Genomic DNA, 13,814 nt, shown 5'->3' with positions numbered 1-13,814 from the left:
GCCCTGGCCCCAGGTCGCGCGGTCCGCGGGGTCGAACGGCAGCTCATGCACGATCTCCCGATCGACGCGATAGCGCTCGCCGACCACGATCTCACCATCGGCGGGAAACAACCGCGCCGCCGCAGCCATGGGCAGCCAGTCCGCATCGCCGAAGGTCGGGCGCTTGGCGCGCTTGACCGGATCGGCGACGAGCACCGAAATCCTTGCCGCCGTGGCGACAACGAGAAATCCGACAATCGCGCCGGCTACGGCGAAGCCGTCGAGGTAGGAGAGGGCACGGTCCCAGGTGACGGCGCCGCTCTCAACGAAGGGGGCGAGGCGATCATATTCGCGCAGGGCATAGAGTCCGGCCACGCCGAGAAAGCACAGCAGCGTCGCCATCGCGATCGGCCGGCGCCGATGCATCGCCAGCGCCCAGACGGTCCCGAGCCCGACGAGGGGGCCGACCAGAAGGGCAGGGAGCGGTGCAGCTCGCAGGAACCAATGGGCCACCTTGCCGGATATTCCGACGGCGAGATCCGGCCATCGCCAGCCGGTGACATAGACGGTCAGGGCGGTGACGGCGATCGGCACGACAACCAGCAGCAGGCTCGGGTTCAATCGTCGCTTCACGGCGCCACTTCACTTTCCTGATCCGGCGCCGGTGCGTCCTCCATCGGCTGCCACTTGAACGCCTCCAGTCCGATTGCCTTCAGCCGCTCGTGCTCATTTGAGCCGACCGCGATGCGGCCCGCTTCGATCAGCGCACCCAGCAGAAACGCCCGGTCGGCTTCCGCCAGTCCGGCACGGACCACCAGGGCGCCGAGCAGAATTTTCTGAAGTGCGTCGCGTCGGCGGACCTCACTCATGGTGGCCCTTCGCCGTCGCGCCCACCGAACGAGCTCCCGATCGATCCGTCGCAGCGGCAGGTGAACCGGCGTTCCCTTTTTCCGCCTTGCGAAATCGGGCGGCGATCTCCTCGCAGATGGCGTCGAGTTCCTCGTCGGGGATTTCCATCTCCACCAGGCCTGCCTTCGTGGCGGCCCGGGCGAAGCGCTCCCCGGCTTTGACTATCAGAAATTTCCGACGCTCCCGCAGCTTCTCGATCTGGGCATCGATCTCGGGAAGTGACGATTTTCCGCGCATTAATGGACCTCACCTCAACTCGAAACAGGTCGATTATATCGACTCGTATAAGGCAGTTAAATAGGCTAATTTCATCATGAGCCAACTGGCTCACTGGCGGCGGTCCCCCGCAGGGCCAGCCGTTTGAAGCGGCATCGGCCCAGCGGTCCGATCTGTTTGAGGGCGCAATATACGTCGCTGGCGCGACGTGCCTGGTGGGAGCGACGACGGCAGTGGCCATCATGTTCGTCAGAGCGCAGGTGATCAGCCGCGGGACGGGGCGCTCGGTCGTCTCGGCCGCCGCCTATCGTCACCGCACCCGGATGACGGACGAGAAGGGCGGCACCAGCTTCCGCTATGAGGGCGGGGCCTCCGAGCTGGTGCATGAGGAGTTGGCGCTTCCGCAGCAGCTGCCGGCCTGGCTTGAGGCGGCCATCGGAGGAAAGAGCGTCGCCGCCGCCAGCGAGGTCCTGTGGAATGCGGTCGAGGCGTTCGAGAAAAGGGAGGATGCGCAACTCGCCCGCGAACTGATCATTGCGTTGCCGGAGGAACTCAGCCGAAGCGAGAACATCGCGCTGATGCGCGCGTTCGTGCGGGAGACCTTCACCTCGAAGGGCATGATTGCCGACTGGGTCTATCACGACAAGGACGGCAATCCGCACGTCCACCTGATGATGACGCTGCGGCCGCTCGCGGAGGACGGGTTTGGCCCGAAGAAGGTGGCGGTGCTCGGGGAGGATGGCAGGCCGCTGCGCGTCGTCACGCCCGATCGACCGAACGGCAAGATCGTCTATCGGCTGTGGGCCGGCGACCACGAGACGATGAAGGCATGGAAGCTCGCCTGGGCGGAGACGGCCAATCGGCATCTGGCGCTGGCGGGCTACGACATCCGCCTCGACGGACGCTCCTATGCCGAGCAGGGCCGTGACGGGATCGCCCAGAGGCACCTGGGGCCTGCCAAGGCAGCGATGGCGCGCAAGGGCAGTGCGATGTTTCTTGCGCCGGCGGAGCTCGCCCGCAGGCAGGACATGGCCGATCGCCTTGCCGCCGATCCGGGGCTGCTCCTGCAGCAGCTCGCCAACGAGCGATCCACTTTCGACGAACGCGAGATCGCCCGCGCGCTCCACCGCTATGTGGACGATCCGGACGATTTCGCCAACATCCGGGCCCGCCTGATGGCGTCGCCCGATCTGGTGACGCTGCGCCCGCAGCAGCTCGATCCCGAGACCGGGCGGGCTTTGGAGCCCGCAGTCTTCACGACGCGCGACATGCTGCGTGTCGAGCACGGCATGGCGCGCTCCGCACTCACGCTCGCGGCACGTGATGGCTTCGGTGTCGGCCCCGCGCGCGTTACCGCCGCGATCGAAGCCGTTGAGACCCGAGACCCCGACAAGCCGTTCAAGCTCGACGCGGAGCAGGTCGATGCGGTGCGGCACGTCACCTCGGATGCGGCGATCGCCGCCGTGGTCGGGCTCGCCGGCGCCGGCAAGTCCACCCTGCTCGCCGCGGCGCACGTCGCCTGGGAACGCGACGGACGCCGCGTGGTCGGGGCCGCGCTGGCGGGCAAGGCGGCCGAGGGCCTGGAGGACAGCTCGGGCATCGCATCGCGCACGCTGGCGTCCTGGGAACTGGCCTGGACCAACGGGCGCGACCAGCTCAAGCGCGGCGACGTGCTCGTCGTCGACGAGGCCGGGATGGTGTCGTCGCAGCAGATGGCGCGGGTGCTGAAGGCGGCCGAGGCCGCCGAGGCGAAGGTCGTCCTGGTGGGCGACGCCATGCAGCTCCAACCGATCCAGGCGGGCGCGGCCTTCAGGGCGATCGTGGAGCGGATCGGCTTTGCCGAGCTCGCCGGTGTGCGCCGCCAGCGCGACGCGTGGGCGCGCGAAGCGTCCCGGATGTTCGCGCGCGCCGAGGTCGCCACAGCGCTCGATGCCTATGCGCAGCATGGCCATATTGTCGAGACCGCGACGCGCGCGGACGCCGTCGGCCGGATCGTTGCCGACTGGACCGAGGCTCGCCGCGCGCTCGCCACCAAGGCGCCAGCTGGTGGAGATCCGCAACCCGTTCGCGGGGATGAGCTGCTCGTGCTCGCCCATACCAATGACGATGTGAAACGCCTGAACGAGGCCCTCCGCAAGGTGCTGATCGACGACGGTGTGCTGACACAGAGCCGCACGTTCGCCACCGAGCGCGGGACGCGCGAATTCGCCGCCGGCGACCGGATCATGTTCCTCGAAAACGCGCGGTTCGTGGAGCCGCGGGCGACGCATCTCGGCCCGCAGCGCGTCAAGAACGGCATGCTCGGCACGGTGACGTCGACCACGGACAAGCGCGGCCGAACGCTCTTGTCGGTGCGTCTCGACAATGGGCGCGAGGTCGTGTTTGGCGACGACACCTACCGCAATGTCGACCATGGCTATGCGGCCACGATCCACAAGGCGCAGGGCGCGACGGTGGACCGGACCTTCGTGCTCGTCACCGGCATGATGGACCAGCATCTGACCTATGTGGGGATGAGCCGGCACCGTGATCGGGCGGATCTCTATGCGGCGAAGGAGGATTTCGAACCGAGGAGCGAATGGGGACGAAAGGCCCGCGTCGATCACGCCGCCGGCGTCACCGGCGCGCTCGTGGCGGTAGGCCGGGCCAAGTTCCGCGACGGCGAGGATGTCGCGCTGAGCCCGTTCGCGGATGTGCGGACCGACGACGGGTCCACCCGTCGGCTATGGGGCACGAGTCTGCCCGCCGCGCTGGAGAAGGCGGGGGTTGGGGTCGGTGATACCGTCTTGCTGCGCAAGGACGGCGTCGAGACCGTCACCCTGAAGCTGCCAATCGTCGATGAGGAAACCGGACAGAAGCGGTTCGAGGACCGTGTCGTCGAGCGCAACGTCTGGCGGGCCGGGCGGATCGAAACCGCCGCCGTTCGCCTAGATCGGCTCGCACGAGACAGCCACCGGCTGGAGGTGTTCGCCGGGCTCGTCGAACGTCTGTCGCGATCCGGTGCGAAGACCACCACGCTCGATTACGAAAGCGAGCCCTCCTACCAGGCGCACGCCCGCGACTTCGCGCGGCTGCGCGGCATCGACCAACTCGCGGAGGCCGCGGCCGGGATGGAGGAGGGCGCGGCGCGGCAGCTGGCGTGGCTGGCCGAAAAGAGGGGCGAGCTGGCGCGGCTGTGGGAGCGGGCGAGCGTCGCCCTGGGCTTTGCGATCGCCCGCGAACGTGGCGTCGCCTATAACGACATGCGCGCCCAGGCGCCGCCTCCGCAGGTGTCGGCCGGGGAGGGTCGCCATCTGCTCGCGCCGGTAACGCGGTTCGCACGGTCGGTGGAGGAAGATGCGCGCCGGGCTCAGCTTGTGTCGCCGGCCGTGAAGGAGAGGGAAGGGGCGCTCAGGCCGGTGCTGGAGCGGATCTATCGCGATCCGGATGCCGCGATGGCGAAGCTCCACGATCTGGCCACGTCGCCGAAGGCCGACTCGCGGGCGCTCGGCGCGGCCATCGCCCGGAGCCCGGAGCAGCTTGGCACGCTGCGCGGCAGCGATCATCTCCGCGATGGCGTGGGCCGGCGCGAGCGCGCCGGTGCGCTGGAGGCTGTTGTGGAACAGCTGGTGCCGCTGGCCCGCGGCCACGCTGCGGCGTTCAAGAAAAGCGCGGCATCCTTCGAGATCCGCGAGGAGCGGCGGCGCGCCTCCATGACGATGTCGGTGCCCGCCCTCTCGGAGAAGGCGTTGGCACGGCTCGGCGAGATCGAGACCGTGCGCGTGCAGGGTGGGCCGGACGCCTACAAGGCGGCCTCTGCCCTGGCCGCCGAGGACCGTGCGGTCGTGCAGGAGGTCAAGGCCGCCGCCGAGGCCTTGACCGCGCGCTTTGGCTGGAGCGCCTTCACCGAAAAAGCCGACGCCATCGCGGAGCGCAACATGGCCGTTCGCATGCCAGAGGACATGGACCCGCAGAAGCGGGCGGAGCTGAAGACCCTGTTCGAGTCGGTGCACAGGTTCGCCGGCGCGCAGCACCAGGCGGAGCGGCAGGATCGCTCGCGCATCGTCGCGCCGGCGCCGTATGCTGGCGAGGCAGCGGCCACCAGTCCGCCCATGCTGGCCGCGGCGACCGAGTTCCGGCAGCCGGTGGAGGACGAGGCGCGGCGGCGGGCCTTGGACAGCGCTCATTATCGGCAGCAGCGGGCAGGGCTCGGGGCGATCGCGACGCGCATCTGGCGGGATCCGGCGGCCGCCGTCGGGAAGATCGAGGACCTCATCGTCAAAGGCTTCGCGGCCGGGCGCATCGCCGCGGCCATTGCCAATGCGCCCGACGCTTATGGCACCGTCCGCGGCTCGGGGAGAATGATGGACCGCCTGCTCGCCACGGGCCGCGAGCGCAAGGAGGCCCTTGCCGCGCTCCCCGCCGCGGCGGCGGAGCTGCGGACCCTCGGCTCGGCCTATGTCGGGGCGATGGAGACCGAGCGCGCGGCGATCGCCGAGGAGCGGCGGCTGATGGCGATCGCCATTCCGGGTCTCTCCCGGCCGGCGCATCAGGCCCTGGAGCGATTGAGCGCCGAGGCGAAGACGAATGCGCGCGGCCTGAACGCCATGGTTCTTGAGCTCGAGCCGAAGATCCGGGAGGAATTCGCCGCCGTGAGCAAGGCCCTCGACGTGCGCTTTGGACGAAATGCAATCGCGCGCGGAGAGACGGACGCCGTGCGGCGCGTGCCGCCGGCGCAGCGGGATGCTTTTGAGGCGCTGCGTCCCGCGCTGCGCGTCCTGCAGCAGTCGGTCCGGATCGACGCCGGCGAGAAGATCCTGTCCGAGCGGCGGATACGGACGATCAATCAAACTCGAGGATTAACCAAGTAGGGACGGGGAAGGCCATGGACCGAGAAACGCCGCACGACGCGGTCCTGCGCACCGAGGTCGCGCTCGAGATCCTCAACCAGGCGCGCGCCATCGTCACGAGCCGGATCCACGACCTCGAGGCGGAGGATCCGGAGGCCGCCGAGGCGCTGCGCGTCCGCCGGCGCACCCTCGTCGAGCTCCAGCACTGCCTCCGGGTGGAGGACTGCGAGGCCGTCATCGCCACCTGGGGCCCCTGGGTCAGGGACGAGAGCCTGTTCTGGCGGGAGTTCTGACCATGTCGTCGGACGCGATCGCCGGTCAGCTGTCGCCCGAGCGGAACGAAGAGATCTTCCGCCGCGACATCATGCGCGACTACCTGCCCGACAAGCTCGCGTCTGTCGCGCGCCCGCGCCTGATCCTCCTCGGAGGCCAGCCGGGGTCGGGCAAGACCGCTGTGCTGACGGCGGATTCGTGCTGGACGATGTCAGCAGCGACAGCACGGGCACGCTGATTGCGGTTCGCGCGGTTGGCAAGGCGAGTTCGTGCCCGGGATGCGGGAGAACGTCGGAGCGGATACACAGTCGCTATCATCGGCATCTGGCGGATCTGCCGATGGCGGGCAAACCGGTTCGGCTCGTCGTCCGGGCGCGGCGTTTCCACTGCGACACGGTGCTCTGCGGCTGCGCGTCTTTGCGGAGCGCTTCGACGATAAGGTTTTGGCGCCGTGGGCGCGGCGGACCGCCCGGCTCGACCACATCGTCCACCACCTGGGGCTGGCGCTGGGTGGACGGCCCGCGGCGAGCTTTGCCCGCAGGCTGATGCTGCCGGTCAGCAATGACATCCTGCTGCGGGTGGTGCGGCGCCGCGGCCATGCGAGGAGGCATAGGCTTGGATCGAGAGCGTGGTGTGTCTTCTGAAAAGGAGCTTCTTCGCAGTAGGTTTTGAACGAAAGCTGCAGTTCCTTCCGGCCACACCGCCGTGCCTGAAGGAGTTCATATCAATCCTCGTCGGCCGCCTCGTCCGAAGGTGTGCCGTTGATGCGGTGCTTGAGGATGCTCGACGGCTTGAAGACCATCACTCGGCGCGGCTCGATGGGCACTTCCTGCCCGGTCTTGGGATTGCGGCCGATGCGCTGACCCTTCTCGCGGACGACGAAGGAGCCAAAGGACGACAATTTCACTGTCTCGCCGCGGGCGAGGCAGTCGGCGATCTCCTTCAGGACGATTTCGACGAACCGGGCGGACTCGATGCGAGACAGTCCCACCTGTTGATAGACCGCCTCACACAGATCCATCCGCGTTATGGTCCGACCGGCCATTTGTCCTCCAGCCCCAGAAAACTCACGCAACTCCGCAACCCACCACCCCGGGGGGCACCAGACCCCGATCGATTTCAGCGGAGCAGGACCCATGGATATGAGGACAAACGCCACGCTTTTGCGCGCCCCTGTATCGGTGAGCAATGTTCCTCGCAAACGAGCTATGCACACGCGGGAAGGTCAATGCAAAGGTGCCTAAAACGGCAGGGCGGCGGGCGGCCATTTGCGTTCTCGTCGATGGTGCAGTTCGAACCACTCCGCATCGAAAGCGCTGGTTGCAGGCGGGCCTTCCTGCTAGGTTACATGTAACCATGGCGAGGTCCAACCACGTGCCCACGGCATCGACGCCCAAGTCCTCCCGCGTGAAGGTCCGGGATTATCGCGCCCGTCTGCGGTCCCAGGGCTTGCGGCCCATCCAGATCTGGGTGCCCGATGTGCGCGCACCGTCCTTCCGGTCGGAGGCGCATCGCCAGTCGCTGGCCGTTGCGACGAGCCCTCATGCCGGTGGGGATCAGGCCTTCATCGATGCGGTATCGGATTGGGGTGATGAATGAGGCGCGGCGACATCTGGACCGTCGCCGGCGGCAAGGACTATGCGGGCAAGCCGCGTCCCGTCGTCATCGTGCAGGATGATACCTTTGACGCCACGGATTCGATCACCATCTGCGCCTTCACCACCGACGAGACCGAGGCACCACTGTTTCGTCTTCCCGTGGCGCCCAACGCGCGCAACGGGCTCAGGACCACGTGCCGCCTGATGGTGGACAAGATCACCACCGTCCCGAAATCCAAGGTCGGGACGCGCATCGGGCGCCTGGACGATGAGGATGTCCTGCGCCTCAACCGGGCCATCGTGGTCTTCCTCGGATTGGCCGCAACTTCTGGGGCGAAGCGGCGGTCATAGAACCGGCGTGAGCAGTCCTCTCCCGCTACAGCTTCGTAAGCGGCGTCCTGACCCCACTTTTCGTCGGCGCGGCTGAGGGGGTGATGTTCCGAGCCTGGAGGGCTTGGGCATATGACGATTTCAGAGCTTACGCTTAAATCGAGCGCCGAAGAGCCGGTCCGGCGGTTCGAGGTTTTCACCGGAGTGGGGCGCCGCCGGGAGTGGGCTCCCGAGGACAAGGCGCGGATTGTCGCCGAGAGCCTCGAGCCTGGTGCCACGGTGAGTGCCGTAGCGAGGCGCCATGCATTGTCGCCGCAGCAGTTGTTCACGTGGCGCCGGGAGGCGCGTAAGGCGAGCGAGATGATCCCGGCGTTCGTGCCGGCCGTGGTCGCGCCGGAACCGGCTCCCGCATCTGAGCCGTCCGCCCCACCGTCACAGCCGAAGCGGCGTGGCCGGCAACGCCGGGCGGCGGCCATCGAGGTTGACGTCGCCGGGGTCAGGGTGAGGATCGAGAACGGGGCCTCGCCGGCCACCATCGCGGCGGTGATCGGCGCGCTGAAGGCCAGATCATGATCGGCCCGACCGGCGCGGTCCGGGTCATGGTGGCGACCCGGCCTGTGGACTTCCGCAAGGGGGCGGAGGGCCTCGCGGCACTGGTGCGTGAGACCATGGGCGCCGATCCGTTCTCCGGCACCGTGTACGTGTTCCGGGCCAAGCGACCCGACCGGGTGAAGCTGGTGTTCTGGGACGGCACCGGGGTTGTGCTGGTGGCGAAGCGGCTGGAGGACGGTGCGTTCCGCTGGCCGAAGATCACCGACGGCATCTTGCAGCTGACATCGGCCCAGCTCCAGGCCTTGCTCGAGGGGCTCGACTGGCGGCGGGTGCACGAGGCACAGCGTACGACGACCCCGGTCGCCGCCAGTTGAAGAGGCTCACCGGCTCCCGGCGAATATGATTCTATCTTGATCATGGCCTCGCTCTCCACCGAGCTTCCCCGCGATCCCGAGACGCTCCAGGCGATGCTGATCGCGCGGGACGCGGAGATCGAGCGCTTGCGCCAGATCATCAAGGAGTTGCAGCGCCACCGCTTCGGCCGGCGGGCGGAGAGCCTGCCCGAGGACCAGTTGCTGCTGGCGCTGGAAGAGGCCGAGCAGGTCGAGGCCGCCGGCTTCGCCGCGTCCGAGGAGAAGGGGCCGGCCGAGAAGGCGGAGCGGGTCGCGAAGCGCCGTGCGAACCGCGGGGCTCTGCCCGCCCATCTGCCGCGGATCGAGACCGTGGTCGATATCGAGAGCGACATCTGCCCGTGCTGTTCCGGCAAGCTGCACCGCATCGGCGAGGATGTGGCCGAGCGGCTCGACATGGTGCCCGCCCAGTTCCGCGTCCTGGCGGTGCGGCGGCCGAAATATGCGTGCCGCTCCTGCGCGGACGTGGTGGTGCAGGCCCCGGCGCCGGCACGGCTGATCGAGGGCGGCCTGCCGACGGAGGCAACCGTCGCCCATGTCCTCGTCTCGAAATACGCCGACCATCTGCCCCTGTACCGCCAGGCCCAGATCTATGCACGGCAGGGCATCGCGCTCGACCGCTCGACGCTGGCGGACTGGGTCGGGCGGGCGGCCTTCCTGCTGCGGCCCGTGCATGACCGGCTGCTGGCGGTGCTGAAGACCTCGCCCAAGCTGTTCGCCGACGAGACCACGGCGCCGGTGCTGGATCCCGGCCGCGGCCGGACCAAGACCGGGCAGCTCTTCGCCTATGCCCGAGATGACCGGCTCTGGGTCGGCGCCGATCCGCCCGCCGTCGCTTATGTCTATGCTCCGGACCGCAAGGGCGAGCGGCCCGTCGCCCACCTCGACGGCTTCAGCGGCATCCTGCAGGTCGATGGCTATGGTGGCTACAAGGCACTGGCCGGACGCAACGCCGTGAACCTGGCGTTCTGCTGGGCGCATGCGCGGCGGCGCTTCTACGAGCTTGCCCAGAGCGGTCCCGCGCCGATCGCCAGCGAGGCCCTGCAACGCATCGCCGAACTCTACCACGTCGAGGCTGCGATCCGCGGCCGGACCCCGGATGAGCGCCGGGCCGCGCGCCAGGAGAAGAGCAGGCCGATCATCAACGCCCTCGAGCCGTGGCTGCGGGCGAAGCTGGCGTTGATCAGCCAGAAGACCAAGCTCGCCGAGGCGATCCGCTACGCCCTCTCGCGTTGGCAGGGGCTGACCCTGTTCCTCGACGACGGCCGTGTCGAGCTGGACAACAACATCGTCGAGCGGTCGATCCGGCCCCTGGCGCTGACCCGAAATTATGCGCAGCACCTGATTATGCGCAGTTCACCTGCGGAAAGCGCCTGCGGGACTTATTCATCGACGACTTCTCGCGCGCGACGAACTGCGCATAATTCAAAGGCTTTGAAGGAACTGCATCAGTTGGTCGGGGGGACGATACCTCCCGGGGCGCGCTCCGATTGGCTGCAACCGATTGAGGGCGCGCTCCTTCATTGAGAGATCGGCATCGAAGTACATGTGCGTCGTGGCGGGGCTCTCGTGGCCCAGCCAGAGGGCGATCACGGTGATGTCGACGCCCGACTGAAGGAGATGCATCGCCGTGGTGTGGCGGATAGTATGCGGCGATATTGATCGGTGCGCGAGTTGGGGGTGTCGTTCTGCAGCAGCCGAGACAGCGAGGTCGAGACGCTGGGTAACATTCGATCGGGCCATCCTTCCTCCGCCCCGGTTCGGAAACAGGAACTTGTCATCACCGGCGTTCTCCATCTGGCGCTTCCAGGCCCGGATCAGCGATGCGGTTGATCGCCAAAGCGGCACGCTTCGTTCTTTGCGCCCCTTGCCGTGCAGGTGCGCGACCGAGGAGCCGTCGATGACGACGTTACCGACGCGCAAGCCTATGGCCTCCGACACTCGTGCACCGGTGTTGTACATCAGGCTGAAAAGTGCTCGATCTCGCTGGCCCGCCCACGTTCGAGGATCCGGCGCCTCGAGGATCGCCTGCATCTCTTGGCGTGACAAAAACCCAAGCACGGGTCTGTCAAACCTCTTCATCGGGATGGCCAGCGCCTGCTCGATCACGTGGAGCGCGGTAAGATCGTGGTGGGCGGCATACTTCAGGAAGGACCGAAGCGCCGCCAAACGGGCGTTGCGGCTGCGCGCGCCGTTGTTGCGCTCCTTCTCAAGATGATCGAGGAAGCTCAGGATCAGTCTGGCGTCGAGATCGACCAACGCCAATGCGGCCGGCGACTTGCTGATCTTGACTTCGGCGAAGCTTAGCAGCAGTCGGAACGTGTCGCGGTAAGCGGCGATCGTTCGGGGGCTGACGGCTCGCTGGCGGCCCAGATGCTCGACGAAGAAGCGCTGGAGCAAGGTGGAGAAGGACGGCGTCGGGATCGGATCAGGCATGGTGATCCCCTCCGACGCCTGCCGCGAAGAGCTCGAAGCGCTTGCCCGTGACCGCCATGAGGTCCGGGATGCCCGTCAGATACCAATAGGTATCGGACACCTTGGCATGGCCGACATAGGTCGAGAGCGCAGCCATGGCGTTGTCGATATCGGCCCCATGCTCATGCCAAAGCTGGACGCGGCGGCAGATGAAGGTGTGGCGCAGGTCGTGGATGCGCGCCTGGGCGTAGGCGCCGCGCGCCGTCCAGGCGAGTTCGGCTCTCAGCTTCTGGAACACCCAATGGATGGTCCGCGTCGGCAGCGGCCCGCCCGACGACGAGAGGAATAGAAATGAGTCCTGGTTGGTGGCGCCGTGACGCGCCCGCACGGCCATGTAGCGATCCAATGCCGCCACCGCGGTCGCGTGCATGGGCACGTGTCTGGACTTACGAAACTTCGTGTTCCGGACCGTCAGGACGCCCTGACCGAGATCGACGTTACCACATTGCAGGTGGAGCGCTTCCGAAAGGCGCAGGCCGGTGGCGGCGATCAACCCGAAAATCGTCTCGTAGGTGGCTGGTCGCAATCCACCATACGGGGCAAGGCGCCTGGCGGCGGCGAGGAGATCGCAGATCTCCTGCTCCGAGTAGATGTGTGGCGCCAGGCGACGATGGGAGCGGCCAAAGATTGCCGTCTGCGGGAACTCGGTGGCTGGATCGAGCCGCGTCAGATACCTGGCGAATGGTCGAAGGACATCCAGGCGTCGCGCCCAGGAAAACGGCGCGGCGTGCTTCGCCTGACCTTGCACCCAATCCAGTGTGATGCGGGTCGTCAGCGGGCCGGTATGGGCCGCCTCGTCGACGAAGCGGGCGAATGCGGTGATCTGGTCGCCCGGAATCCGCAGGTCGAACCCCAAGGCGCGGCGCTCGGTCAGGTAATCCTCGGCCAGTGAGAGCATAGTGCGCACCTCGGTCATGACGCGCTCCCCGGCCAGGGCAAGGCGACGGCGGTGAGCCGGTTCAGATCGACCTTGGCGTAGATCACCGACGTATCGAGGCAGCGGTGCCGCAGGACGTCAGCGATATCCTTCATCGGCGCGCCGGTGCGCAGCAGCCGGCTGGCCATGCTGTGCCGGAGAATGTGAACCCCTGTGCGGGTCCATCCGCATCTTCGGTAGCCTGCCACAACCGCTCGCTTGACGGCGCCCTTCTCAATCGGCTCATCGTACGGGGCGACGTGGCGGACAAATATGGCCCGGTTCAATGTCTGGGGCCGCTCCTTACGCAGATGGGCGGCGATCGCGCTGCCGGTCGCAGCGGGCAAGGGAAGGACATCGGCGCGCCGACTCTTGGTTCCGACGAGGGTGATCGTGCCGTCGGCCCAGTTGATGTCTTCGAGGCGTAGCTTGACGACCTCGCTGCTTCGCAGGCCGAGATCGATCAAACACCGCACCATCGCATAAGCTCGCCGGCGCGACGGAAAGGATTGATTGAACGATCGCAGCAGTTCGTCGATCTCGGCGTCGGTGAGCACTTCCGGCAAGGACGCCAATCGCCAGTGGGCCGCCCGCGGAATGGCGGCCGCCAGTTCGCTGACCCGATCGCCGGACATGCTGCGGAACCAGCCAATGGCGCCGCCGATCACGCCGATGGAGCCAGCGCTGCGCCCCTGCTCGCCGATAACAAAACGCCGGACGGATGCGGCACCGATCGTCGACATCGTGATCGGCTGATCGCCGAAATGCGCGAGCAGAAACTCGCCGACAACCCGACCGCGCCGCCGGCGGGTGGTGTCTGCCAGGCCCCAGACATCATGCATGTGGGCGTCGAAACGCGCCAACTCTTGCGAAACGACGGAGTCCAAGGCCGGATCTAGCGTCCCTACGCCATCGGCCCGCAACACTTCCAACAACCGGGCGAGTGCGGCTCGCAACTCGTGGCGCAATCGGCGGACCGGATAGGGGCAAGCGCAAGCCGGCATATGCTCCGACAGAAAGCAGGCGACGACGGCCTCGCCGATTGCGTTCAGACCGTACCGCTCCCCGGTCAGCCAATGGGCGAAGTGCGCAACGCAGCACAAATAAATGCGCTGGGTGCTTGGGGCATACCGCCCGCGGCGCAGGTGTGCCCCATATCGCGAAACATAGGGCTGAAGAACGCTATCCTCCAGCCAAGCGGTACCCATCCGGCGAGGGCCGCCTTGCGGAGTTTGGGCGATGACGTGAGTCCTAGGGGTAATCCTAGGAGTAGTCATATGACCCTGTCGCGGGTGGAGGTGATTACCTCGGTGGAGCGGCGCCGGCG

Annotated in this window: 13 protein-coding genes and 3 pseudogenes; 9 read left to right on the top strand and 7 right to left on the bottom strand. The window is 67.3% G+C overall.

Going from position 1 to position 13,814, the window contains the following annotated elements; genetic code table 11:
- From K9U41_RS17805 to K9U41_RS17795, 3 genes and pseudogenes are all read right to left on the bottom strand, one after another.
- Positions 1-600 (bottom strand): annotated as a pseudogene (locus K9U41_RS17805) (Ti-type conjugative transfer system protein TraG); the annotation flags it as partial.
- An 8-nt stretch (positions 601-608) separates the two neighbouring features.
- The gene (locus K9U41_RS17800; RefSeq protein WP_282642217.1) at positions 609-848 is read right to left on the bottom strand and encodes a conjugal transfer protein TraD; all 240 of its coding nucleotides are present in this window, start codon (positions 846-848) and stop codon (positions 609-611) included.
- Positions 841-1,125: a TraC family protein gene (locus K9U41_RS17795; RefSeq protein ID WP_282642216.1), complete on the bottom strand. Its 285-nt coding sequence runs from the start codon at positions 1,123-1,125 to the stop codon at positions 841-843. Before K9U41_RS17795 ends, K9U41_RS17800 begins: the two co-directional genes overlap by 8 nt.
- Before the next feature lie 212 nt (positions 1,126-1,337).
- Here K9U41_RS17795 and traA point away from each other — a divergent pair, with 212 nt between their 5' ends.
- The 4 genes and pseudogenes from traA to K9U41_RS17775 all read left to right on the top strand — a co-directional run.
- On the top strand, positions 1,338-5,954 hold the full coding sequence (gene traA / locus K9U41_RS17790; RefSeq protein WP_282642215.1) for a Ti-type conjugative transfer relaxase TraA: 4,617 nt from the start codon (positions 1,338-1,340) through the stop codon (positions 5,952-5,954).
- Between the two features lie 14 nt (positions 5,955-5,968).
- Positions 5,969-6,226, top strand: coding sequence for a hypothetical protein (locus K9U41_RS17785; RefSeq protein ID WP_282642214.1), 258 nt, complete (start codon positions 5,969-5,971; stop codon positions 6,224-6,226).
- A gap of 2 nt (positions 6,227-6,228) precedes the next feature.
- Positions 6,229-6,444 carry a zeta toxin family protein gene (locus tag K9U41_RS17780; RefSeq protein WP_282642213.1) on the top strand — a complete coding sequence of 72 codons (216 nt, stop codon included), beginning with the start codon at positions 6,229-6,231 and terminating at the stop codon, positions 6,442-6,444.
- Positions 6,405-6,802: pseudogene (locus K9U41_RS17775) on the top strand (transposase family protein); the annotation flags it as partial. The gene K9U41_RS17780 and the pseudogene K9U41_RS17775, both read left to right, overlap by 40 nt.
- A gap of 128 nt (positions 6,803-6,930) precedes the next feature.
- Here K9U41_RS17775 and K9U41_RS17770 read toward each other — a convergent pair.
- Complete coding sequence (locus tag K9U41_RS17770) at positions 6,931-7,251, bottom strand: integration host factor subunit alpha (RefSeq protein ID WP_282642211.1); 321 nt, start codon at positions 7,249-7,251, stop codon at positions 6,931-6,933.
- Positions 7,252-7,394: 143 nt separating this feature from the next.
- Here K9U41_RS17770 and K9U41_RS23870 point away from each other — a divergent pair, with 143 nt between their 5' ends.
- The 5 genes and pseudogenes from K9U41_RS23870 (at position 7,395) to tnpC (ending at position 10,623) form a co-directional block, all read left to right on the top strand.
- A complete protein-coding gene (locus K9U41_RS23870) occupies positions 7,395-7,805 on the top strand; it encodes an antitoxin MazE family protein (protein ID WP_349237858.1) in 411 nt (136 codons plus the stop codon).
- Positions 7,802-8,155: a type II toxin-antitoxin system PemK/MazF family toxin gene (locus K9U41_RS17760; RefSeq protein ID WP_282642209.1), complete on the top strand. Its 354-nt coding sequence runs from the start codon at positions 7,802-7,804 to the stop codon at positions 8,153-8,155. Before K9U41_RS23870 ends, K9U41_RS17760 begins: the two co-directional genes overlap by 4 nt.
- Before the next feature lie 111 nt (positions 8,156-8,266).
- On the top strand, positions 8,267-8,707 hold the full coding sequence (gene tnpA, locus K9U41_RS17755) for an IS66-like element accessory protein TnpA (protein WP_282642208.1): 441 nt from the start codon (positions 8,267-8,269) through the stop codon (positions 8,705-8,707).
- A pseudogene (tnpB, locus tag K9U41_RS17750) lies at positions 8,704-9,100 on the top strand (IS66 family insertion sequence element accessory protein TnpB). Before tnpA ends, tnpB begins: the two are co-directional and overlap by 4 nt.
- Before the next feature lie 2 nt (positions 9,101-9,102).
- Positions 9,103-10,623 carry an IS66 family transposase gene (gene tnpC, locus K9U41_RS17745; protein ID WP_349237857.1) on the top strand — a complete coding sequence of 507 codons (1,521 nt, stop codon included), beginning with the start codon at positions 9,103-9,105 and terminating at the stop codon, positions 10,621-10,623.
- On the opposite strand, the gene K9U41_RS17740 is transcribed toward tnpC, so the two are convergent.
- From K9U41_RS17740 to K9U41_RS17730, 3 genes are read right to left on the bottom strand one after another with little or no spacing between them, the layout of a single operon-like run.
- Positions 10,522-11,532 (bottom strand): tyrosine-type recombinase/integrase, encoded by a 1,011-nt coding sequence (locus K9U41_RS17740; protein WP_282642206.1) that lies wholly within the window; start codon positions 11,530-11,532, stop codon positions 10,522-10,524. The genes tnpC and K9U41_RS17740 overlap by 102 nt on opposite strands.
- Complete coding sequence (locus tag K9U41_RS17735) at positions 11,525-12,487, bottom strand: tyrosine-type recombinase/integrase (protein WP_282642205.1); 963 nt, start codon at positions 12,485-12,487, stop codon at positions 11,525-11,527. The genes K9U41_RS17740 and K9U41_RS17735 overlap by 8 nt, the downstream gene beginning before the upstream one ends.
- Positions 12,484-13,695, bottom strand: coding sequence for a tyrosine-type recombinase/integrase (locus tag K9U41_RS17730; RefSeq protein WP_282642204.1), 1,212 nt, complete (start codon positions 13,693-13,695; stop codon positions 12,484-12,486). The genes K9U41_RS17735 and K9U41_RS17730 overlap by 4 nt, the downstream gene beginning before the upstream one ends.
- Between the last annotated feature and the right edge of the window lie 119 nt (positions 13,696-13,814).

The sequence above is a fragment of the Xanthobacter autotrophicus genome, assembly GCF_029991245.1.
Classification (GTDB): Bacteria; Pseudomonadota; Alphaproteobacteria; order Rhizobiales; family Xanthobacteraceae; genus Xanthobacter; species Xanthobacter autotrophicus_C.
The sequence above is the reverse complement of the archived record's forward strand: the minus strand, read 5'-3'. Positions and strand labels throughout refer to the sequence as shown.